Raw genomic sequence first — 21,169 nt, forward strand, 5'->3', positions numbered from 1 at the left:
TGACCGGCACCGAGGTCGGCGTCGTCGCCGGCGCGGTGGCCGGCCCGGTGCCACCGCCGCCGCGTCGGGGTCGCCGCCGAGAGCACCACCGACCGACCGACCGCCGTCCATCGGAGGACCTGCTGTGAGCCTGAGGGTTCCGACCGCCGCGAGCGAGGGCTTCGAAGCTCCCACCGCGGAGGAGTTCTGGCAGCCCCTGGTCGGGGAGGGCGCCTTCGCGCTGACCCGCCCGATGGTCCTCATGGCGCTGGCGACGCTCATCGTCGGTGCGGTCATGGTGCTCGGCACCCGCCGCCTGGCCGTGGTGCCGGGCAAGGGTCAGGCGGCCCTGGAGGGCGTCTACGGGATCGTCCGCAACTCCATCGCGCGGGACATGATCGGTGCGGCGCACTTCCGGCCGCACCTGCCGCTGCTGTTCAGCCTCTTCACGCTGATCCTCGTCAACAACCTGTTCGGGATCATCCCGCCGCTGCAGTACCCGACGATGTCGCGCATCGGCTTCCCGATCGCGCTGACCCTCTTCGTCTACGTCGTCTACCTGGGGATCGGCATTCGCCGCAAGGGCGTCGGCGGCTACCTGCGGGGCCTCGTGCCGCACGGGCTGCCCGCGGCGGTCGTGCCGCTGATCTTCCTCCTCGAGCTGATCACGTACTTCGTCACCCGGCCCGTGACCCTCGCCCTGCGACTGTTCGGCAACATGTTCGCCGGCCACATCCTGCTGCTGCTCTTCGCGCTCGGCGGGGAGTACATGCTCACGCACGGCGGCCTCGGCCTGAAGCTCGTCTCGATCCCGACCTTCCTGATGGCCTTCGTCCTGACGGTCTTCGAGCTGCTGATCGAGTTCCTGCAGGCCTACATCTTCACGCTGCTCGCCGCCTTCTACATCGCCGACTCGTACGCCGAGGAGCACTGAGCGCCCGGGGCGCCCGCAGACCAGCACGACCCCGGACAGCACCACCCGGGGCAGCACCACCCCCAGCCGCGGCGCCGGACGGCGCCACGACCGAGAGGAAACAGAGGGACATGGAAGGCAACATCGCGATCCTGGGCTACGGCCTGTCGGCCATCGGCCCGGGCATCGGCATCGGCCTGATCTTCGCCGCGTACATCAACGGCGTCGCTCGCCAGCCCGAGGCCCGCGGCGTGCTGCAGGGCATCGCCATCCTGGGCTTCGCCCTCGCCGAGGCGCTCGCGATCTTCGGCATCGCCCTCGCGTTCGTCTTCCGCTGACAGCCCGAGTCAGGAGCGCACCGTGAGCGCAGCGTCCGTCGTCCTCGCCGCAGCCGAGGCCGAGAGCCACACCGAGCCGACGGCAGAGCTGCCGATCCTGCCGCACCTCGGCGAGCTGGTCGTCGGCGGCATCTGCTTCGCGATCATCCTCTTCCTCGCCTGGCGCTACGCCGTCCCGCGCCTGGAGGCGGTGTACGCCCAGCGCCGCCAGGCCATCGAGGGCGGCATGGAGGAGGCCCAGGCCACGCAGGCCGAGGCCGAGCGCACCCTCGAGGAGTACCGCGCGCAGCTGGCCGAGGCCCGCGCCGAGGCGGCGCGCATCCGCGAGGAGGCCCGCACCGAGGGCGCGGTGATCGTCGCCGAGATGCGCGAGCGCGCCTCGGCGGAGGCCGCCCGGATCACGGAGTCCGCGCAGCGCCAGGTCGAGGCCGAGCGCCAGCAGGCCGTGGCGCAGCTGCGCGCCGAGATGGGCGTGCTCGCCACCGACCTGGCCTCCCGCATCGTCGGGGAGTCGCTGGCCGACGACGCCCGTCGCTCCCGGGTGGTCGACCGGTTCATCGCGGAGCTCGAGGAGGTCGACACCTCCTCCGCCGCGCCGTCCGACGGCTCGACCTCGGAGCCCCGCGTGGGCTCGCGGCCCTCGCGCGCCGGCGAGGAGCCGAGCGGCGGCCTCCTCTCGGCGATCACCCGCAAGGTCCGGGGCACCTGATGCGCGGGCAGTCCCGCGACTCCCTGGCCGCGGCGGACGACCGGCTCGAGGCGCTCCTGCCGTCGGTCGACGCCGGCCGGCTGGGGGAGGAGCTGTTCGCCGTCGTCCGGCTGCTGGACTCCTCGGCCGGCCTGCGGCGAGCGGTGACGGACCCGGCGCGGGAGGAGGCCGACCGCGCGGCGCTGGTCACCCGGCTGCTGCGGGGCCAGGTCCAGGAGAGCACCGCGGACGTCGTCGCGGGCGTCGTGCGCCAGCGCTGGTCCGAGCCGCGCGACCTCGTCGACGCGCTCGAGCGCCTGGGCACCGTCGCGCTGCTGGCGTCGGCGGAGCAGCAGGGCGCCCTCGAGACGCTGGAGGAGGAGGTCTTCCGCTTCTCCCGCCTGGTGGCGGCGGACGACGCGCTCGCCCGCGCCCTGGGCGACCGCACGGCGGCGCCCGAGCGGCGCGGCGCCCTCGTCGACCGGCTGCTGGCCGGGCGGGCGCTGGAGCAGACGCGCGCGCTGGTGCGCCAGGCCGTGGTGGCCCCGCGCGGGCGCCGCCTCGAGGCCGCGCTGCAGGACGTCCTGGAGCTGGCCGCGCGGCGCCGCCAGCGGCTCGTGGCGGTCGTCACGGCCGCCTCGCCGTTGACCCCGTCACAGCAGCAGCGCCTGGCCGCCGCGCTGGGAAGGGTCTACGGCCGCGGGGTGCTGGTAGAGGTGGACGTCGATCCCGAGGTCCTCGGCGGCGTGCGCGTGCAGGTCGGCGACGAGGTCCTCGACGCCACGGTCGTCAGCCGGCTCGCGGAGGCCCGCCGGCGGCTCGCCGGCTGAACCACCGGCCACCGGCCACCGGCGGCACAGCACCACCGGCACAGCACCACCGGCACAGCACCACGGGCACAGCACCACCAGCACCACCCGAGCAGCGCCAGCACCACCCGAGCACCGCACCAGAGCAGAGAGCAGGGACAGACGATGGCGGAGCTGACCATCCGGCCGGAGGAGATCCGGGACGCCCTCGAGGAGTTCGTCTCCTCCTACACCCCCGACGCGGCCTCGCGCGAGGAGGTCGGGGTCGTCACCGAGGCCGGCGACGGCATCGCCCGCGTCGAGGGCCTGCCCAGCGTCATGGCCAACGAGCTGCTGCGCTTCGAGGACGGCACGCTCGGCCTCGCGCAGAACCTCGAGGACCGCGAGATCGGCGTCGTCGTGCTCGGCGAGTTCCGCGGCATCGACGCCGGCCAGACCGTGCACCGCACCGGGGAGATCCTCTCCGTGCCGGTCGGCGACGCCTTCCTCGGCCGCGTCGTGGACCCCCTGGGCAACCCGCTCGACGGCCGCGGCGAGATCGTCGCCGAGGCCCGGCGCGCCCTGGAGCTGCAGGCGCCGTCGGTGGTGCAGCGCAAGTCGGTGCACGAGCCGCTGCAGACCGGCATCAAGGCGATCGACGCCATGACCCCGATCGGCCGCGGCCAGCGCCAGCTGGTCATCGGCGACCGCCAGGTCGGCAAGACCGCCGTGTGCATCGACACGATCATCAACCAGAAGGCCGACTGGGAGTCGGGCGACCCCACGAAGCAGGTCCGCTGCATCTACGTCGCCGTCGGCCAGAAGGGCTCGACGATCGCCAGCGTGCGCGGGGCCCTCGAGGACGCCGGCGCGATGGAGTACACGACCATCGTGGCGGCCCCGGCCTCCGACCCCGCCGGGTTCAAGTACCTGGCCCCCTACACCGGCTCGGCCATCGGCCAGCACTGGATGTACGGCGGCAAGCACGTCCTCATCGTCTTCGACGACCTGTCGAAGCAGGCCGAGGCCTACCGCGCGGTCTCGCTGCTGCTGCGCCGCCCGCCGGGCCGCGAGGCGTACCCCGGGGACGTCTTCTACCTGCACTCCCGCCTGCTGGAGCGCTGCGCGAAGCTGTCCGACGAGCTGGGGGCCGGGTCGATGACCGGCCTGCCGCTGATCGAGACGAAGGCGAACGACGTCTCGGCGTACATCCCGACGAACGTCATCTCCATCACCGACGGGCAGATCTTCCTCGAGTCCGACCTGTTCAACGCCAACCAGCGCCCGGCGGTCAACGTCGGCGTCTCGGTCTCCCGCGTCGGCGGCGACGCGCAGATCAAGGCGATGAAGAAGGTCTCCGGCACGCTGAAGATCGACCTCGCGCAGTACCGCTCGCTGGAGGCGTTCGCGATGTTCGCCTCCGACCTCGACGCGGCCTCGCGCAACCAGCTCTCCCGCGGCCAGCGGCTGATGGAGCTGCTCAAGCAGCCCCAGTACAGCCCGTTCCCGGTCGAGGAGCAGGTGGTGTCCATCTGGATGGGCACCACCGGCAAGCTGGACCCGGTGCCGGTGGAGGACGTGCGCCGCTTCGAGCGCGAGTTCCTCGACCACCTGCGCCGCCACGACGTCGCGCTGCCGGTCATCCGCGAGACGGGCCAGTTCTCCGACGACACGATCCAGGCGCTGGAGACCGAGGTGGCCCGGTTCACGCAGGGCTTCCGGGCCTCCGCGGACGGCGGCGGCGCACCGGCGCAGGAGCAGGGCGACGGCCAGGACGCCGACGTCCAGCAGGAGCGGATCGTCCGCCAGGCCCGCTGAGGCGGGCGCGGACGGTCACGAGCAGCACGGGTCACCGGCGAAGGACGGGACGGACGAGATGTCAGGTCAGCTGCGGGAGTACCGCGGGAGGATCCGCTCCACGCGGTCCATGCAGAAGATCTTCCGCGCGATGGAGCTCATCGCGACGTCCCGGATCACCCGCGCCCGCTCGGCGGTGGCGGCCTCCTCCCCGTACGCGCGGGCGCTGACCCGCGCGGTGTCGGCGGTGGCGACCTACACCGACGCCGAGCACCCGCTGGTCACAGAGCGGGAGGACCCCCGCCGCGCCGCGGTCCTGGTCGTCACCAGCGACCGCGGCATGGCGGGGGCGTACTCCTCCAACGCCATCCGCGAGGCCGAGCGCCTGCAGGCGGGCCTGCGCGAGCGGGGCGTGGAGCCGGAGCTGTACGTCGCCGGCCGCAAGGGCGAGGCGTACTACCGGTTCCGGCGCCGGGCGCTGGCGAAGAGCTGGACGGGCTCCTCGGAGTCCCCGACCTACGAGATCGCCGGCGAGGTCGGCGAGCTGCTGGTCGACCAGTTCCTGCGCGGCGGCGAGGCGGGCGGGGTGGACGAGCTCCACGTCGTCTACACCCGCTTCGTCAACATGGTCACGCAGACCCCGCACGTCATCCGGCTGCTGCCGCTGGAGGTCGTCGAGGGCGTGGAGGCGCCCTCGCCGGACGAGCTGCTGCCGCTCTACGAGTTCGAGCCCGACGTGGAGCAGGTGCTCGACGCGCTGCTGCCGCGGTACGTCAGCGCCCGCATCTACAACGCGCTGCTGCAGGCGGCGGCCAGCGAGCACGCCGCACGCCAGCGCGCCATGAAGTCCGCCGGTGACAACGCCGAGGACCTCATCCGCCAGTTCACCCGGTTGGCCAACCAGGCGCGCCAGGCGGAGATCACCCAGGAGATCACCGAGATCGTCAGCGGCGCCGACGCGCTGACCGCCGCCCGTTGAGCACGGGTCCGGACCACCAGGAGGACCAGCCATGACCGCCACCGCCACCGCCACCGAGCTCGACACGCGCACCGAGGGGCGCGGGGCCGGGCGCATCGTCCGCGTCACCGGCCCGGTCGTCGACGTCGAGTTCCCGCAGGACGCCGTCCCGGACATCTACAACGCCCTCGAGGTCGAGTTCGACCTCCTCGGCAGCCGGACCACGCTGACCCTCGAGGTCGCCCAGCACGTCGGTGACAACGTCGTGCGCACCATCGCGCTGCGGCCGACCGACGGCCTCGTGCGCGGCATGGAGGTCACCGACACCGGCGCGCCGATCAGCGTGCCCGTCGGCGACGTCACCCTCGGCCACGTGTTCAACACGATCGGCCAGCCGCTGGACCTCGAGGAGGGCGAGCGGCTGGAGATCACCGAGCGGTGGCCGATCCACCGCAAGGCGCCCGCGTTCGACCAGCTCGAGTCGAAGACCACGATGTTCGAGACCGGCATCAAGGTCATCGACCTGCTCACCCCGTACGTGCAGGGCGGCAAGATCGGCCTGTTCGGCGGCGCGGGCGTGGGCAAGACCGTGCTGATCCAGGAGATGATCCAGCGCGTCGCGCAGAACCACGGCGGCGTGTCGGTGTTCGCCGGCGTCGGGGAGCGCACCCGCGAGGGCAACGACCTGATCGCGGAGATGACGGAGGCCGGCGTCTTCGACAAGACGGCGCTGGTCTTCGGGCAGATGGACGAGCCGCCGGGCACCCGCCTGCGCGTGGCGCTGTCGGCGCTGACGATGGCCGAGTACTTCCGCGACGTCCAGCAGCGCGACGTGCTGCTGTTCATCGACAACATCTTCCGGTTCACGCAGGCCGGCTCGGAGGTCTCCACGCTGCTCGGGCGCATGCCCTCGGCCGTGGGCTACCAGCCGAACCTCGCCGACGAGATGGGCGTGCTGCAGGAGCGGATCACCTCCACCCGCGGCCACTCCATCACCTCGCTGCAGGCGATCTACGTGCCGGCGGACGACTACACCGACCCGGCGCCGGCGACGACGTTCGCGCACCTGGACGCCACCACGGAGCTCTCGCGCGAGATCGCCTCGCGCGGCCTGTACCCCGCGGTGGACCCGCTGGCCTCCACGTCCCGCATCCTCGACCCGCGCTACCTGGGCCAGGCGCACTACGAGACGGCCACGCGCGTGAAGCAGATCCTGCAGCGCAACAAGGAGCTGCAGGACATCATCGCGATCCTCGGCGTCGACGAGCTGTCCGAGGAGGACAAGATCGTCGTCAACCGCGCGCGGCGCCTGCAGCAGTTCCTCTCGCAGAACACGTACATGGCCGAGAAGTTCACCGGCGTCGAGGGCTCCACGGTGCCGCTGCAGGAGACCATCACCTCCTTCAAGGCCATCGCGGACGGCGACTACGACCACGTGGCCGAGCAGGCGTTCTTCAACGTCGGCGGCATCGAGGACGTCGAGCGCAAGTGGGCGCAGATCCAGAAGGAGACCGGCCAGTGAGCCTGGCCGTCCAGGTCGTCTCCGCCGAGCGCCAGGTGTGGGAGGGGCGGGCCAGCCTGGTCGTCGCCCGCACCACGGACGGCGAGCTCGGCGTCCTCACCGGGCACCAGCCGACGCTCGCCGTCCTGGTGCCCGGTGAGGTGCGGATCGAGCCGGAGAGCGGCTCGGCGGTGGTCGCCACCGTGGACGGCGGCTTCCTCTCCATCGAGCACGACACGGTGCTCGTGGTCGCCGAGCGCGTCACCGTGGACGGCGGGTCGTCCCGAAGCGCGGCGTCGCGCTGAGGGCGCAGGACCGGGCGTGGAGCAGCTGGTGCTGGCGGTCGCCGTCGCAGCAGCGCTCGTCGTCCTGGTCCTCGTCCTCTTCGCGCTGCGCCGCTGGTTGCTGACCCGCACCAGGGGCGCGTTCGACTGCTCGGTGCGGCTGCAGGGCCGTCCCGGCGCCCGGGCGGGCCGGGGCCGGCAGGGGCGCGGGTGGTCCCAGGGCGTGGCCCGCTTCGGCAGCGACCGGGTCGACTGGTGGAAGGTGTTCTCCCTCTCGCCGCGCCCGGGCGGCACCTGGGCGCGCGACGACCTGTCGGTCGTGGAGCGCCGCCCGCCCGGTCACGGCGAGGTCGACGCCGTCCTGCCCGACGCCGTGGTCGTGCGCTGCTGCCTGCGGGGGCGGCCGCTGGAGCTGGCGATGACCCAGGAGGCCTACACGGGCTTCGCGTCGTGGCTGGAGGCCGCGCCGCCCGGACCGCGGTCGCGGGTGACCTGAGTGGAGGTCGTCCGCGTCGAGGGCGGCGCGCGCCTGGAGGGCGAGGTCACCGTCCCGGGCGCGAAGAACAGCGCCCTGAAGCTCATGGCGGCGGCGCTGCTGGCGCCGGGGGGGACGGTGCTGCACGACGTCCCCGACATCCTCGACGTCACGATCATGGCGGAGCTGCTGCGCCGCCTGGGCTGCCGCGTCGAGCAGGACGCGCCCGCCCGGCGGGTCGCGGTCGACGTGCCCGAGCAGGTCGGGCACCGCGCGGACTACGAGCTGGTGCGCGCCATGCGGGCCTCCATCAGCGTGCTCGGGCCGCTGCTGGCGCGGGTGGGGGAGGTCGACGTCGCGCTGCCCGGCGGCGACGCCATCGGCTCCCGGGGCCTCGACCTGCACGTGGACGGGCTGCGCCAGCTCGGCGCGGAGGTGGACGTCGCGCACGGCTACCTCGTCGCGCGCGCGCCGCGGGGGCTGCGCGGGGCGCTCGTGCCGCTGGCCTTCCCCTCCGTGGGCGCCACCGAGAACCTCCTCACGGCCGCGGTCCTCGCCGAGGGCACCACCGTGCTCGACAACGCCGCCCGCGAGCCGGAGGTCGTCGACCTCGCGCGGATGCTGTCGGCGATGGGGGCGCGCATCGAGGGCGTCGGCACCTCCCAGCTGCGCGTCGAGGGCGTCGCGAGGCTGCGCCCGGTGCAGCACCGGGTGGTGCCGGACCGGATCGTGGCCGGCACGTGGGCCTACGCGGCGGCGGCCGCGGGCGGCGACGTGCACGTGCGCGGCGCCCGGGCCGAGCACCTCGGCCTCGTCCTCGACAAGCTCACCCTGGCCGGTGTCGAGGTGGTGCCGACCGGGGACGGGCTGCGGGTGCTCGGCCCGCGCCCGCCGCGGCGCCCGCGCGCGGTCGACGTCGCCACGCTGCCCTACCCGGGCTTCCCCACCGACCTGCAGCCGTTCGCGCTGGTGCTCGGCGCGGTCTCGGAGGGCTCGGCGGTGGTGACGGAGAACCTGTTCGAGGCCCGGTTCCGCTTCGTGCCCGAGATCGCCCGCCTCGGCGCCGACGTGCGGGTGGAGGGCCACCACGTGCTCGTGCGGGGGCGCCCGGCGCTGTCGGGGGCACCGGTGGAGGCCAGCGACATCCGCGCCGGCGCGGCGCTGGTGGTGGCGGGGTTGGTGGCGGACGGCGTGACCGAGGTCAGCGGCGTCCAGCACCTCGACCGCGGCTACGACGCGTTCGTGCCGCAGCTCGCCGCCCTCGGGGCGCGCGTGGAGCGGGTGCAGCGCAGCCCCGGCAGCCTGCCGCTGCCCGGGCCCGGCTGAGGGCCCGGCTGAGGGCCCGGTCGAGGGCCCCGTCGAGAGGGCCCGACTGAGGGCCCGGGACGGCCGGCTCAGCGCAGCAGGGCGCGGGCGACGCCCTCGTCCTCGGGGAAGACGAGCACGCGCGGGCCGTCCGTGGTCGGCGCGAGGGTGGCCCGCACGCCCGCGTCCACCAGCTGCCGGCGCTGCAGCTCCGCCTCCACGAAGGTCGCCGGCTCGCTGACCACGACCAGGAGCCCGTACTCGTCGGCGCGCCCGCGCACGGGACGGCGGGTGACCAGGGAGGCGCCGCGGCTGAACGTCCAGCGCAGCAGCAGGGCGAGCACCCCGACCATCGCGAAGGCGAGCAGGGGGGCGAACCAGTACTCCAGCAACGAGCTGGGAGCACCGGACGCGAGCACGACCCATCCTCCCTCCGCCGCCGCGCACCGTCGAGCCGTGCGGGCGCGCCGTCCCTCGACACAGCTGTCCCACCAGTACCATCAGTCACAGCCGCACCACGGGTCGTCGTGGCGCCGTCGCGAGGAGCCGCCGTGGACGTCCTGCCGCTCGTGCCCGGGCAGCTCCTGCGCCTGCGCGGGCGGCTGTCCCTGCGCGCCGTGGCCTCCGCCCGCGAGGCGGTGCACGAGGCCATCGGCGCCGGCACCGGGGTGCTCGTCCTCGACCTCTCCTGCGTGCCGGCGTGCGACACGGCCGGCCTGGCGATGCTGCTGACGGCGCACCGGATCGCCGAGCGCCGCGGGCGCCGCCTCGAGCTGGCCGGCGTGGGCTCGGCCGTGGCCCGCGCGCTGCTGCGCAGCCGGCTGCACCGCGTCCTGCACCTGCAGTCCGTCCCGCGAGGCGCGCCGCTGCCCCGGTGACGCTGCCCCGGTGACGCCGCCGCGGTGACGCCGCAGCGCGATCGTCGTCGCGCGAGCTCCCCGCCGGTGGGAGAGGATCCTCCCGGTGGAGGAGAGCGGCGGCATCGGCCTGCTGGTCGGCGTCGCCGCCGCGACCACGCTCGTCGCGGGGCTCGCCGAGCGGTTCCGCTACCCCGCCCCCCTCGTCCTCCTGGTCGTCGGCGCCGTCGCCGCGGTGGTCCCGTGGGTGCCCACGGTCCCCCTGGAGCCGCACGTCGTGCTCGAGGGCGTGCTCCCGCCGCTGCTGTACGCCGCGGCGATCCGCTCCTCCCTGACGGACTTCACGAGCAACCGGCGGGGCATCACCCTGCTCTCGGTGGGCCTGGTGGTCGTCACCACCCTCGTGGTGGGGGCGGTGGTGGCGGCGCTGCTGCCGGTGCCCCTGTGGGCCGCCTTCGCGCTGGGCGCCGTGGTCGCCCCGCCGGACGCCGTGGCCGCCACCGCCGTGGCGCGCGGCATCGGCATGCCCCGCCGCGTGGTCACGGTCCTGGAGGGCGAGAGCCTCGTCAACGACGCCACCGCCCTGGTGTGCCTGCGCACGGCGCTGGCCGCGGGCGCCGCCGGCAGCGTCAGCTGGGCCGGCACGCTGGGCGACTTCGCCGTCAGCGCCGGCGGCGGCTTCCTCGTCGGCGCCGCGACCGCGTGGGTGCTCGGCCGCGTGCGCGCGCGCACCTCCGACGCGGTGCTCTCCACCGCCGTCTCCCTGCTCGCGCCGTTCGTCGCGTACCTGCCGGCCGAGCACCTCGGCGCCTCGGGCGTGCTGGCCGTGGTCGTCACGGGCCTGCTGCTCAGCCACTCCTCGCTGACCCAGCTCAGCGGCGCGGCCCGGCTGTCGGAGCAGACCAACTGGCGCACGATCCAGTTCCTGCTGGAGAACGCCGTCTTCCTCCTCATCGGCCTGCAGGCGGACGACGTCGTCGTCGCCGTCGCCGCCAGCGACGTCCCCCTGGCGCGCACGGCGCTGGTGTGCGCGGCGGTGCTGGCGACCACGGTGCTCGTGCGCCCGGCGTGGGTGTACGCCGCGGCCGCGGTGATCCGCCGGCTGACGCCGCCGGGCCACCGCGAGCCGGTGCCGGACGCGCGCTCGCTCGCCGTCATCTCGTGGGCCGGGATGCGCGGCGTGGTCACCCTGGCGGCGGTCTTCGCCCTCCCGCAGGGCACGCCCTACCGGGAGGTGCTCGTCCTCGCGGCGTTCGTGGTGGCCGCGGCCACCCTGCTGGGCCAGGGCGCCACGCTGCCGTGGCTGGTGCGCCGCCTCGGGCTGCCCGGCCCGGACCCGGCGCAGGACGCCCTGCTGGAGGCCGCCGCCCTCCAGCAGGCCCACCGCGCCGGCCTGGCCCGGCTGGAGGAGCTGCTGACCCCCGACGTGCCGCCCCAGGTGCTGGAGCAGCTGAGGGAGCGCTCCGGCGGCCGGGCGGACGCCCTGTGGGAGCGGCTGGGCTCCCTGGACGGGCGCGAGCCGCCGACCGTGCAGTACGCGCGGCTGCGCCGGGCGATGCTCGAGGCCGAGCGCGCGTCGCTGGTGCGCCTGCGCGACGAGCGCGTGGTGCCGCACGAGGTGCTGCGCCGGGTGCAGGAGGTCCTCGACGTCGAGGAGTCGCTGCTGGACCGCTCCGTCACCGAGCAGGCCTCCAGCGGGGTCCTGCGCGCCCTGCTGGACCTCGACGCGGACGCGCGCACCGGCGCGCCGGCGCGCGCGGTGGTGGGGACGCGTCCTCCCGGCGCTCCCGGCAGCGCGTGCCCGGAGCTGCGGGCGGCTCCCGGGGGCGCGGACGGGCTCCCGCTGGAGGCGGCCGAGCGCTCGCGGCCCCTGGACTGCGCCGGGTGCCGCGAGGAGGGCACCAGCGCCGGCTGGACCGCGCTGCGCCGGTGCCTGACCTGCGGGTACGTGGGCTGCTGCGACTCCTCGCCGCGCCGTCACGCCACGCGCCACTTCGAGGCCACCGGCCACCCGGTGATGCGCAGCGCCGAGCCGGGCGAGGCCTGGCGCTGGTGCTACGTGCACTCCGAGCTCGGCTGACGCGCGTGCCGCGCGGCAGCCGCGGGCCTCAGAACAGGCGGGCGGAGGGGTCGTCGACCCCGCGCAGCGCGTCGTAGTCGAGCAGCACGCACCGGATGCCGCGGTCGCCCGCCAGCACGCGCGCCTGCGGCTTGATCTCCTGCGCGGCGAAGACGCCCGTGACGGGCGCGATGAGGGGGTCGCGGTTGAGCAGCTCCAGGTAGCGCGTCAGCTGCTCCACGCCGTCGATCTCACCGCGACGCTTGACCTCCACCGCGACCGTGCCCCCGCCCGGTGCCCGGACGAGCAGGTCGACCGGGCCGATGGCGGTGGGGTACTCGCGGCGCACGAGCACGTGCCCCTCGCCGAGGAGCCCGACCTGCTCGGCCAGCAGGCGCTGCAGGTGGGCCTCGACGCCGTCCTTGACGAGGCCGGGGTCGACGCCGAGGTCGTGGCTGGAGTCGTGCAGCACCTCGTGGACCGCGACGACGAGGCAGTCGTCGGTCCTGCCCGAGCGCACCGTCCACACCTGCTCGGCGCCGGCCGCGGCGCGCTCGCCCTCGGCGGGCTCGACGGCCAGGGTGGCGGGCGGGCTCATCCAGTTCAGCGGCTTGTACGAGCCGCCGTCGGAGTGCACGAGCACGCTGCCGTCGGCCTTGACGAGCAGCAGGCGGGTCGCGAGCGGCAGGTGGGCCGTGAGCCGGCCCTCGTAGTCGACCGAGCACCGGGCGATGACGAGGCGCACGAGGGCCGAGCCTACGCCGCTGCCACCTGCGAGCATGGGCGCGTGCCGCGCTCGAACCGCCCCCGCCCGCGCCGCGGTGCCGGGCCGACGCGGCCGGCGCGGGCGCAGGAGGACGAGGGCCTGGCCGGCGTCAGCGGCTGGGGCTACGAGCGGGCCGGTGACGGCGAGTGGCACGTGCGCACCGTGCCGGGCGCGGCGGCGGCCAAGGCCTACCGCTGCCCGGGCTGCGACCAGGTGATCCCGCCGGGCACCCCGCACGTGGTCACCTGGCCCGGCGACGACCTGCTCGGCCCGGACGCCGCGATCGGCTCCCGGCGCCACTGGCACCGCTCCTGCTGGTCGGCCCGGGGCCGTCGCCGGCCGCGGTGACGAGCACGCCGGCGGGGACGGTGACGGGCACGGCGGCGCGCTGCCCGCGTGGCCGAGCGCGACGCGACGGTCGAGGATGGGAACCGGCGCCTCCGGTGTTGCAGGCCCCTGTCCGCGTCGCACCCGTCGGCCACGTGCAGGCCACCGCCCGAGGAGACCGCCCGATGTTCCGCAGAGCCACCGCCGTCGCCGTCCCCGCGCTCGTCCTGGCCCTGGCCGCCTGCGGTGGCGGCGAGGGCTCCGGGTCGGGCTCGGCGTCCTCCGGCGCGGAGGAGGACCTGGCGGCGCAGGTGCAGGAGGAGGGCGTGCTGCGGGTCGGCACCGAGGGCACCTACTCCCCGTTCAGCTTCCACGACCCGGCGACCAACGAGCTGACCGGGTACGACGTCGAGGTCGTCACCGAGGTCGCCGAGCGGCTCGGGGTCGAGGTGGAGTTCTCCGAGGTGCCCTGGGACGCGATCTTCGCGGGCCTGGAGGCCGAGCGCTACGACGTCGTCGCCAACCAGGTCTCGATCACCGAGGAGCGCCAGGGCCTCTACGACTTCTCCGCCCCCTACACCGTCTCCACCGGCGCGATCGTCACCCGCGCCGACGACACCTCGGTCACGAGCCTCGCGGACGTCGCGGGCAGGACCGCTGCCCAGACCGCCACGAGCAACTGGGCCGAGATCGCCCGGGAGGCCGGGGCGAGCGTGGAGACCGTCGAGGGCTTCACCCAGACCGTCGCCCTGCTGCAGCAGGACCGCGTCGACCTGACCATCAACGACGACCTCGCGGTGCTCAACTACCTGGAGACCAGCGGGGACACCAGCGTGAAGATCGCCGCCCGCACCGACGACCAGACCGAGCAGGCGTTCGCCTTCCGCAAGGGCTCCGGGCTGGCCGACGACGTCGACGCCGTCCTGGAGGAGATGCGCGCCGACGGCACCCTGGCGCAGATCTCCACCGAGTGGTTCGGCGAGGACGTCTCGAGCTGAGCCCGGTGACCGCGCTGGACGGGGTCGCCTCCGCCCCCGCCGCCTCGGAGGCGGAGGCGACGTGGCTGCTGGTGCAGGAGTCGTGGCTGCCGCTGCTGGAGGGGCTGGTGCGGGGCACCATCCCGCTGACGGTGGTCAGCTTCGTCCTCGGCCTGGCGCTCGCGCTGGTCGTGGCCCTGATGCGGCTCTCGCCCGCGGGGCCGGTCGCGGGCCTGGCGCGGGCGTACGTGTCGGTGATCCGCGGCACGCCGCTGCTCGTGCAGCTGTTCCTCATCTTCTACGGCCTGCCGTCGTTCGGGGTGACGCTCGACCCGTTCCCCAGCGCGGTCATCGCGCTCACCCTCAACGTCGGCGGGTACGCCTCGGAGGTGGTGCGCGCCTCGATCCTCGCCGTCCCCCGCGGCCAGTGGGAGGCCGCCGCGACCGTCGGGATGGGCTACTCCACGGCCCTGCGCCGCGTCGTCCTGCCGCAGGCCGCGCGGGTCGCGGTGCCGCCGCTGTCCAACACCCTGATCTCCCTCGTGAAGGACACCTCGCTGGCCTCGACGATCCTCGTCACCGAGCTGCTGCGGCGGGCCCAGGAGATCGCCGCGCCGACCTTCGAGTTCTTCACCCTGTACTCGATCGCGGCCGTCTACTACTGGGTCGTGTGCCTGGCGCTGTCGGTGCTGCAGTCGCGGCTGGAGACCCGCCTCGACCGGTCCGTGGCCGCATGAGCACTCCGTCCGGTGCCGACCCGCGCCCCGCCGCGCGCGCCTCCGAGCCGCTGGTCTCCGCCCGGGGGCTGGAGAAGTCCTTCGGGGACAACCACGTGCTGTGCGGCATCGACCTGGACGTGCCGGCCGGGTCGGTCACGTGCGTCATCGGCCCGTCGGGGTCGGGCAAGACGACGGTGCTGCGCTGCCTGAACGCGCTGGAGACCCCCGACGCCGGCGTGGTGCGCGTCGGCGACGTCGAGGTCGACTTCTCCGTCCCCGCCGACCGGCGCACGGCGCGGCGGCGGGCCGCGCGCCTGCGCGCCCAGAGCGGGATGGTCTTCCAGTCCCACAACCTCTTCCCGCACATGACCGTGCTGCAGAACGTCCTCGAGGGCCCGGTCGTCGTGCAGAGGCGCCCGGTGGAGCAGGCGCGCGCCGACGCGCTGGCCCTCCTGGAGCAGGTGGGGCTGGCCGGCAAGGCCGACCAGCACCCCTCGCAGCTGTCCGGCGGGCAGCAGCAGCGCGTCGGCATCGCCCGGGCGCTGGCGATCCGGCCCCGGGTGGTGCTCTTCGACGAGCCGACGTCCGCGCTCGACCCCGAGCTCGTCGGCGAGGTCCTCACCGTCATGAAGGACCTCGCCACCGAGGGCTGGACGATGGTCGTCGTCACCCACGAGATGCGCTTCGCCTCCTCCGTCGCCGACCGGGTGCTGTTCGTGGACGGCGGGGTGGTCGTGGAGTCCGGGCCGCCCGCCCAGGTCATCGGCGCCCCGCGCGAGGAGCGCACCCGCCGGTTCCTGCGCCGCGTCCTCGACCCGCTGTGAGGTCGGCGACCCGCTGGTGGTCGGGCGCGCGCTCCCGCCCGGGCCGGCGCCGTCAGGCGCCGCCCCGAGCGAGGACGAGCAGCTCCCCGCCGCCGCGCTGGAGCTCGTACCCGCCGGTCGACCGCACCTGCGCGTCGATCCCGCTGCCGGCCAGCGCGCTCAGCAGGCGGTCCAGGTGCGGGTAGCGCATGCCGTCGGCGTGCTGCAGGAGGGGGAAGACGCGCACCTGCCCGGCGGCGACCCGCACCAGCTCGCGCAGAGCGGCCAGGTGGAAGGCCTCGTCGAGGCGGTCGGCGTAGGTGAAGAGCAGGTGGGAGGAGAGGACGAGGTCGAAGGAGGAGTCGGGGAAGGGCAGGGAGGGCAGCGCACCGGGCAGGTACCGCTCCGGGTGGGCCCGGGCGTCGGCGGTGAAGGCGCGCGCCGCGGCGACCCGCTGGCGCAGGTGGTCGGCGGGGTCGGGGAACCACGTCCACACGTAGCGGTGGGCGTGGGCGCGCACGAAGGCGTTGCCGCGCATCGCCTCCTGCACGGCGTGGGCCCCCAGCGCCGCCAGCGCGGCGGCCCGGCTCGCGGCGTCCGGCTCGGCACCGGGGTAGGCGGGGTCGACCGCGGTGGCGTCGACGCCGCGGGCCGCGGCGCCGGCGGTGAAGCCCGCCGCCCCGCCGGGGCAGTCCAGGACCCGCCTGCGGGAAGCGGCCAGGTCGGTCAGGTCCTGCTCGGTCAGGGCGAACATCGCCGAGTACTCGGCGAAGGAGCGGGCGCTGACCAGCACCGGCCCGATGCTCCCGGCCCGGGCCGGGGTGGTGCCGTGGATCTCGAACGGGGACACCGGTCCTCCTCGTCGACCCGGCGCGGCGGGAGGAGGACGCACCCCCGAGGCCGCAGCCACCGGGCTGGGTCTCGGTCTGCGGATCGCAGCGGACGGGCCCGCCCTACCGGGGCGGCCACTGCCGACGGGCGGGCGAGCGCGTCACGAGCGGCACGGTAGACCTCCTCCGCGGCCCGGCGCCGCGGAACTCCGCAGCCGCCCGCGCTCGCCCGCCGGCCGTTCCTCCCGTGCCCGTCGCGGGAGGTCGAGGGCCGTCCTGCCGTGCGGGCTCAGTGCCGGTCCTGGCGCGGCATGACCACCTCCTGGACGACGAGCAGCACGCCCGCCGCCACCGGGATCGCGATCAGCGCGCCGAGCAGCCCGAGCAGGCTGCCGCCGGCGAGGGCGGCCACGAGCGCGAGCGTGCCGGGCACCGAGACCGTGCGCTGCATCACCCGCGGCGCGATGACGTAGTTCTCGAACTGCTGGTAGGCGATGAACCACACGGCCAGCACCACCGCGGCCGTGACCGACGTGAAGAGCGCGACCGCGACGGCGACCACGGCGCCCAGCGTCGCCCCCACCAGCGGGATCAGGCCCACCACCGTGACGACGAGGGCCAGCGCCGCGGAGTACGGCACGCCCAGCACGGTCAGGAGCACGAAGGTCAGGACGCCGTTGATGGCGGCGATGCTCACCTGGCCGATGACGTAGCCGCCGATGCGGCGGATCACCTCGTCGCCCAGCAGCTGCACGCGGCGGCGGCGCGAGGCCGGCACGAGCCGGTAGACGGTGCCGGTGATGCCGCGCAGCGAGGCGAGGAAGTACAGGGTCAGCACGAGCACCGTCAGGACGCTGGCGACCCCGGACGCCACGGCCCGCCCGGCGCCGTAGATGCCGCCGAAGACGGTGGACAGGGTCTGCCCGCTGGCCAGGCGCGCCTGCAGCTCCGACTGCAGGCGCTCGGTGAACCGGTACTCGCGGTCCAGCGCGGCCAGGCGCTCGTTGCGCTGGATGCTCTCGGTGAGGTCCTGCACGTAGGTGGGCGCCTGCGCGGTCAGCTCGGTCAGCTGGGCGACCACGGGCGGCACGACCGCCGAGAAGAACGCGGCGCACAGGCCGACCAGCGCGACGAAGACGACGCCGATCGCCAGCGGGCGGGGCAGGTCGTGGCGCTGCAGCCACCGCACCACCGGGTCCAGCCCCAGCGCCAGGAACATGGAGACGGCCACGAGGGTCAGGACCGCGGACAGCTGCCCGAGCAGCTGCACGATGGCGTAGGCGAGCAGCACGCCGAGGGCGCCGGTGAAGCCGAGGTAGAACGGGTGGGAGCGGTTCAGGGGCCTGCCGGGCTCCCCGTAGCGCCCCGCGCGGCGCCGCTCGACGAACGGCGACTCCCCGCCCGTGCCGACGCCCGTGCCGACGCCCGTGCCGGCGCCCGGCCCGCCGCCCTCGGTCCCGGCGGTGCCGCTCCCGCCGTCCGGCGGCGCGCTCGCCAGCTCCCCGCGCAGCAGCTGGTCGAGGGTGGGGTGGTCCGCGCGCGGCGGGGCGGGCAGGTGCACGGTGGGCGGCCAGCGGTGCGCGCGCGCCCCGGCCTCCGGCCGGCCGCGCCACGCGGCCGCGCCCGCCCGCAGCGCCGCCGCGGCGCGCCGCACCGGCACCCGCGAGCGCCGGCGCCCCGCAGAGTCCACGGCCGGACGGTAGCGCGAGCGCGGCGCGCGCAGGGCCGGTCGGCCGGGAGCGGCACCTACAGTGGGGCCCATGCTCCTCGCCTTCTCCGTGGCACCGATGGGCTCGGGCGACTCGGTCAGCGCGGCGGTCGCCGACGCCGTCCGGGTGGTGCGCGACTCGGGCCTGCCGCACCGCACCGACGCGATGTTCACCACGCTCGAGGGCGAGTGGGACGAGTGCATGGACGTCGTGCGCCGCGCCTGCGAGGCCGCCGGCCGGCACGGCGAGCGGGTCTCCCTGGTGCTCAAGGCGGACGTCCGGCCCGGGCGCACGGGGGAGATGCAGGCCAAGCTCGACCGCCTCGACGCCGCCCTGGAGCGCGCCGAGGGCGAGCCCGGGCGCGGCCAGTGAGGCGCCTGGCGCTGCCCCGGCCCGTCGCGCTCGCCGTCCTCGTCCTCGGCCTGCTGGCCGCGCTGGCCGCCCTCGCCCTGACGACGGTCGCCCGCCCGACGCAGACCCTGACGGCGACGGCGGCTCCGGGCGGGCGGGCGCCGCTGGTGCTGACGGCCCCCGGGGTGCTGGAGAGCCGCCCCGGTCCCGTCACCGTCACCGCCCGCGGCGAGGGGGACGTCCTGCTCGCCGTCGGGCGCGAGGACGACGTGCTGGCCTGGGCGGGGGACGCCGCGCGCACCACGCTCACGCGGCTGTCCGGGCCCGAGGTGCTGGCCGTCGAGACGGCGCCGGGGGCCTCGACGGCGCCCGACCCCGAGGGCTCGGACCTGTGGGTGCAGGAGGCCAGCGGTCAGGGCAGCGCGTCCCTGACCCACGACGCGCCCGACGGCGCGTGGCTGCTGCTCGTGGCCGGGGACGGCACGGGCCCGGCGCCGCAGGAGGTGAGCCTGGCGTGGCAGGAGGAGGCCGCGCCGACCTGGGCGCTGCCCGTGCTGGTCGCGGGCCTGCTGCTCGCCCTCCTCGGCGCGGCGTCCCTGCTCGCCCGGCGGCGGCCCGCGCCCGCGCCCGCGGCTCAGGAGCCGGTGCCGGTCGGCAGCCGCCCCGCCGGCGGGCGGGAGGACGCGCCGTGAGCCGCGGACGCCGGGTGCTGGCGGGTCTCGCGCTCGCCGCCGCGCTGGGTGCGTCCGGGTGCGCGGCGGACGTGCCGGCGCCCCGCCCGCAGGAGGACGCCGGACCGGTGCCGGCGGTGACCGCGGGCCAGGTCGACCGCGTGCTGGAGGACCTGGGCGCCGCACTGGCGGCCGGGGACGCCGCGCTCGACCCCGCAGCCCTGCAGGCGCGCGTCGACGGCGCCGCGCTGCAGACGCGCCTGGCCGGGTACGCCGTGCGCGCGGGGCAGGCCACCGCGGCGCAGCCCGCGCCGCTGGTGGGCGAGCAGCTGCTCGAGGCGGTGCCCGCGAGCGGCCCGTGGCCGCGCTGGTTCACCACCGTCACCGAGCCCACCGACGGCGCCGTGCCGCAGCTGCTCGTGCTGACGCAGGCGGGCCCGCGCGACCCCTACCGCCTGACCTCCTCGGCGACCCTGCTGCCGGGCACCACGCTGCCCGAGCTGGCGCTGCAGGACGGCGTCGCCCTGACCGCGGCCGCGAGCGACGCCGCCGGGCTGTCCGCCAGCCCGGCGGACGCGCTCGCGCACTACGCGGACGTGCTCACCGGCGGCGGCGCCAGCCAGTGGGCCGCCGGCACCGCCGACGACGCGCTGCGCCAGCAGGTGACCTCCGAGCAGGACGCCGAGCGCGCCGCCGTCTCCCAGTACTTCGCGTACGCGGTCGCGCACACCCCGCGCGAGGGGGCGGCGTGGGCGCTGCGCACGCAGGACGGCGGCGCCCTGGTCGTCGGCGTCCTCGACGCCACCCGCACCTTCACGCCCAACGCTCCGGGCATCCGCCAGGTGCTGCCCGAGGACCTCGCGGTGCTCGCCGGCCGCCCGGACGCCCCGTCGGGCTCGACCGTGACGACGGCCACCGCGGTCGCGCTGCACGTGCCGCCCGCCGGCTCGGACCAGCAGCTGCGGCTCGTCGCCGCCAGCCGCGGCCTCGTCGGCATCCAGGTCGCCTGAGGGCGCCGCCCTGCGCCGAGCGCCGCGGGGCGGGTGCGCGAGGATGGAGGCATGAGCACGCCTGCCTCCCCGCCCGGTCCGCGGATCGACCTGCGGGGCGCCGTGGACCTGTCCGGGCTCGCCCGCCGTCCCGCCCCCGCCGCCGCGCCCCCCGCGGCGCCGGGCGGCGCGCCCGCCGGGCCCGCGGCGCCCGCAGGGCCGGACGCCGACGCGGGTGCCGGCCTCCGCGTCGTCATGGACGTCACCGACGCCTCCTTCCCGGCGCTCGTGCAGCTGTCGGCCCAGGTGCCCGTCGTCGTCGACCTGTGGGCGACGTGGTGCGGCCCGTGCAAGCAGCTCTCGCCCGTGCTGGAGAGGCTCGCGGAGGAGTTCGAGGGCCGGTTCCTCCTCGCCAAGGTCGACGTCGACGCCAATCCGCAGACCGCGGCGGCGTTCCAGGTGCAGTCGATCCCGAGCGTGGTGGCGATCCTGCGCGGCCAGCCGGTGCCGCTGTTCCAGGGCGCCTACCCCGAGCCGCAGGTGCGCCAGGTGCTCGAGGAGCTGCTGCGGGTCGCCGAGGCCAACGGCGTCACCGGCCGCGTGCCGGCAGACGGCGCGCAGGCGCCGGCCGTCGAGGACGAGGAGCCCCCGCTGCCGCCGCTGCACCAGGAGGCGTACGACGCCATCGAGCGCGACGACCTCGACGGCGCCGCCGACGCCTACCGGCGCGCCCTGGCCGAGTCCCCCGCCGACGACCTGGCGCGGGCCGGCCTGGCGCAGGTGGAGCTGATGCGCCGCACCCGCGGGGCCGACCTGGACGCCGCCCGCGCCGCGGCGGCCGCCGCACCGGGCGACGTCGACGCCCAGCTGCTCGTCGCCGACCTCGACGTCCTCGGCGGGCACGTCGAGGACGCGATCTCCCGCCTCGTGGACCTCGTGCGGGTCACGGCCGGCGACGAGCGCGAGCGCGTGCGCCAGCACCTGCTCGGCCTGTTCGAGGTGGTCGGCGCGGGCGACCCGCGCGTGGCCGCCGGCCGCCGCGCGCTGGCGGGCGCCCTGTTCTGAGCCCGCGGGCCGCCGGCGGG

24 protein-coding genes are annotated in these 21,169 nt (G+C 75.8%); 20 read left to right on the top strand and 4 right to left on the bottom strand.

Annotated features, from left to right (window positions below):
• Window positions 1-124 precede the first annotated feature (124 nt).
• From atpB to murA, 10 genes are all read left to right on the top strand, one after another.
• The gene (gene atpB / locus BLS82_RS12830; protein WP_218123886.1) at window positions 125-913 is read left to right on the top strand and encodes a F0F1 ATP synthase subunit A; all 789 of its coding nucleotides are present in this window, start codon (window positions 125-127) and stop codon (window positions 911-913) included.
• Window positions 914-1,023: 110 nt separating this feature from the next.
• On the top strand, window positions 1,024-1,230 hold the full coding sequence (atpE, locus tag BLS82_RS12835; RefSeq protein ID WP_092866496.1) for an ATP synthase F0 subunit C: 207 nt from the start codon (window positions 1,024-1,026) through the stop codon (window positions 1,228-1,230).
• Window positions 1,231-1,252: 22 nt separating this feature from the next.
• Entirely contained in the window at window positions 1,253-1,939 is a 687-nt protein-coding gene (locus BLS82_RS12840; protein WP_092866499.1) for a F0F1 ATP synthase subunit B, read from the top strand.
• On the top strand, window positions 1,939-2,748 hold the full coding sequence (locus tag BLS82_RS12845; RefSeq protein WP_092866502.1) for a F0F1 ATP synthase subunit delta: 810 nt from the start codon (window positions 1,939-1,941) through the stop codon (window positions 2,746-2,748). The genes BLS82_RS12840 and BLS82_RS12845 overlap by 1 nt, the downstream gene beginning before the upstream one ends.
• Window positions 2,749-2,892: 144 nt before the next feature.
• Window positions 2,893-4,524 (top strand): F0F1 ATP synthase subunit alpha, encoded by a 1,632-nt coding sequence (gene atpA / locus BLS82_RS12850; protein ID WP_092866505.1) that lies wholly within the window; start codon window positions 2,893-2,895, stop codon window positions 4,522-4,524.
• A 58-nt stretch (window positions 4,525-4,582) separates the two neighbouring features.
• Entirely contained in the window at window positions 4,583-5,482 is a 900-nt protein-coding gene (locus BLS82_RS12855; protein WP_092866508.1) for a F0F1 ATP synthase subunit gamma, read from the top strand.
• Between the two features lie 31 nt (window positions 5,483-5,513).
• Window positions 5,514-6,983, top strand: a complete 1,470-nt coding sequence (gene atpD / locus BLS82_RS12860; RefSeq protein WP_092866511.1) for a F0F1 ATP synthase subunit beta — start codon at window positions 5,514-5,516, stop codon at window positions 6,981-6,983.
• Entirely contained in the window at window positions 6,980-7,267 is a 288-nt protein-coding gene (locus BLS82_RS12865) for a F0F1 ATP synthase subunit epsilon (RefSeq protein WP_092866514.1), read from the top strand. The genes atpD and BLS82_RS12865 overlap by 4 nt, the downstream gene beginning before the upstream one ends.
• Window positions 7,268-7,292: 25 nt before the next feature.
• Window positions 7,293-7,742 carry a DUF2550 domain-containing protein gene (locus tag BLS82_RS12870; RefSeq protein WP_092867028.1) on the top strand — a complete coding sequence of 150 codons (450 nt, stop codon included), beginning with the start codon at window positions 7,293-7,295 and terminating at the stop codon, window positions 7,740-7,742.
• Window positions 7,743-9,047, top strand: a complete 1,305-nt coding sequence (gene murA, locus BLS82_RS12875; RefSeq protein ID WP_092866517.1) for a UDP-N-acetylglucosamine 1-carboxyvinyltransferase — start codon at window positions 7,743-7,745, stop codon at window positions 9,045-9,047.
• A gap of 68 nt (window positions 9,048-9,115) precedes the next feature.
• Here murA and BLS82_RS12885 read toward each other — a convergent pair whose 3' ends face one another.
• Entirely contained in the window at window positions 9,116-9,445 is a 330-nt protein-coding gene (locus BLS82_RS12885) for a hypothetical protein (RefSeq protein WP_255378320.1), read from the bottom strand.
• Between the two features lie 132 nt (window positions 9,446-9,577).
• Here BLS82_RS12885 and BLS82_RS12890 point away from each other — a divergent pair, with 132 nt between their 5' ends.
• Both BLS82_RS12890 and BLS82_RS12895 read left to right on the top strand, forming a co-directional pair.
• Window positions 9,578-9,904 (top strand): STAS domain-containing protein, encoded by a 327-nt coding sequence (locus BLS82_RS12890; RefSeq protein WP_176819090.1) that lies wholly within the window; start codon window positions 9,578-9,580, stop codon window positions 9,902-9,904.
• An 85-nt stretch (window positions 9,905-9,989) separates the two neighbouring features.
• Window positions 9,990-11,963 (top strand): Na+/H+ antiporter, encoded by a 1,974-nt coding sequence (locus BLS82_RS12895; protein WP_255378321.1) that lies wholly within the window; start codon window positions 9,990-9,992, stop codon window positions 11,961-11,963.
• Between the two features lie 28 nt (window positions 11,964-11,991).
• Here the strand turns inward: BLS82_RS12895 and nucS are convergent, their stop codons facing one another.
• Complete coding sequence (nucS, locus tag BLS82_RS12900) at window positions 11,992-12,687, bottom strand: endonuclease NucS (protein WP_092866522.1); 696 nt, start codon at window positions 12,685-12,687, stop codon at window positions 11,992-11,994.
• Between the two features lie 42 nt (window positions 12,688-12,729).
• Between nucS and BLS82_RS12905 the strand changes: the two genes are divergently transcribed.
• From BLS82_RS12905 to BLS82_RS12915, 4 genes are all read left to right on the top strand, one after another.
• Window positions 12,730-13,056, top strand: coding sequence for a hypothetical protein (locus BLS82_RS12905; RefSeq protein ID WP_176819091.1), 327 nt, complete (start codon window positions 12,730-12,732; stop codon window positions 13,054-13,056).
• A gap of 164 nt (window positions 13,057-13,220) precedes the next feature.
• Complete coding sequence (locus BLS82_RS16110; RefSeq protein WP_218123888.1) at window positions 13,221-14,033, top strand: amino acid ABC transporter substrate-binding protein; 813 nt, start codon at window positions 13,221-13,223, stop codon at window positions 14,031-14,033.
• Between the two features lie 5 nt (window positions 14,034-14,038).
• On the top strand, window positions 14,039-14,749 hold the full coding sequence (locus tag BLS82_RS16115; RefSeq protein WP_304442017.1) for an amino acid ABC transporter permease: 711 nt from the start codon (window positions 14,039-14,041) through the stop codon (window positions 14,747-14,749).
• Window positions 14,746-15,555, top strand: a complete 810-nt coding sequence (locus tag BLS82_RS12915; protein ID WP_092866525.1) for an amino acid ABC transporter ATP-binding protein — start codon at window positions 14,746-14,748, stop codon at window positions 15,553-15,555. Before BLS82_RS16115 ends, BLS82_RS12915 begins: the two co-directional genes overlap by 4 nt.
• Window positions 15,556-15,607: 52 nt before the next feature.
• Here the strand turns inward: BLS82_RS12915 and BLS82_RS12920 are convergent, their stop codons facing one another.
• Window positions 15,608-16,384, bottom strand: a complete 777-nt coding sequence (locus BLS82_RS12920; protein WP_218123889.1) for a methyltransferase domain-containing protein — start codon at window positions 16,382-16,384, stop codon at window positions 15,608-15,610.
• Between the two features lie 269 nt (window positions 16,385-16,653).
• Complete coding sequence (locus BLS82_RS12925; RefSeq protein WP_143028858.1) at window positions 16,654-18,054, bottom strand: AI-2E family transporter; 1,401 nt, start codon at window positions 18,052-18,054, stop codon at window positions 16,654-16,656.
• Window positions 18,055-18,124: 70 nt separating this feature from the next.
• Here BLS82_RS12925 and BLS82_RS12930 point away from each other — a divergent pair, with 70 nt between their 5' ends.
• Genes BLS82_RS12930 through BLS82_RS12945 form a run of 4 tightly spaced genes read left to right on the top strand, consistent with a single transcriptional unit; the run spans window position 18,125 to window position 21,149 of the window.
• Entirely contained in the window at window positions 18,125-18,445 is a 321-nt protein-coding gene (locus BLS82_RS12930; RefSeq protein ID WP_092867039.1) for a thiamine-binding protein, read from the top strand.
• Window positions 18,442-19,116 (top strand): hypothetical protein, encoded by a 675-nt coding sequence (locus BLS82_RS12935; protein WP_092866529.1) that lies wholly within the window; start codon window positions 18,442-18,444, stop codon window positions 19,114-19,116. Before BLS82_RS12930 ends, BLS82_RS12935 begins: the two co-directional genes overlap by 4 nt.
• Window positions 19,113-20,105 carry a DUF8094 domain-containing protein gene (locus BLS82_RS12940; protein WP_092866531.1) on the top strand — a complete coding sequence of 331 codons (993 nt, stop codon included), beginning with the start codon at window positions 19,113-19,115 and terminating at the stop codon, window positions 20,103-20,105. Before BLS82_RS12935 ends, BLS82_RS12940 begins: the two co-directional genes overlap by 4 nt.
• 51 nt (window positions 20,106-20,156) lie before the next feature.
• A complete protein-coding gene (locus BLS82_RS12945; RefSeq protein ID WP_092866533.1) occupies window positions 20,157-21,149 on the top strand; it encodes a tetratricopeptide repeat protein in 993 nt (330 codons plus the stop codon).
• The last annotated feature ends 20 nt before the right edge of the window (window positions 21,150-21,169 follow it).

The organism is Quadrisphaera sp. DSM 44207, assembly GCF_900101335.1.
In the GTDB taxonomy this organism is placed as follows: Bacteria; Actinomycetota; Actinomycetes; order Actinomycetales; family Quadrisphaeraceae; genus DSM-44207.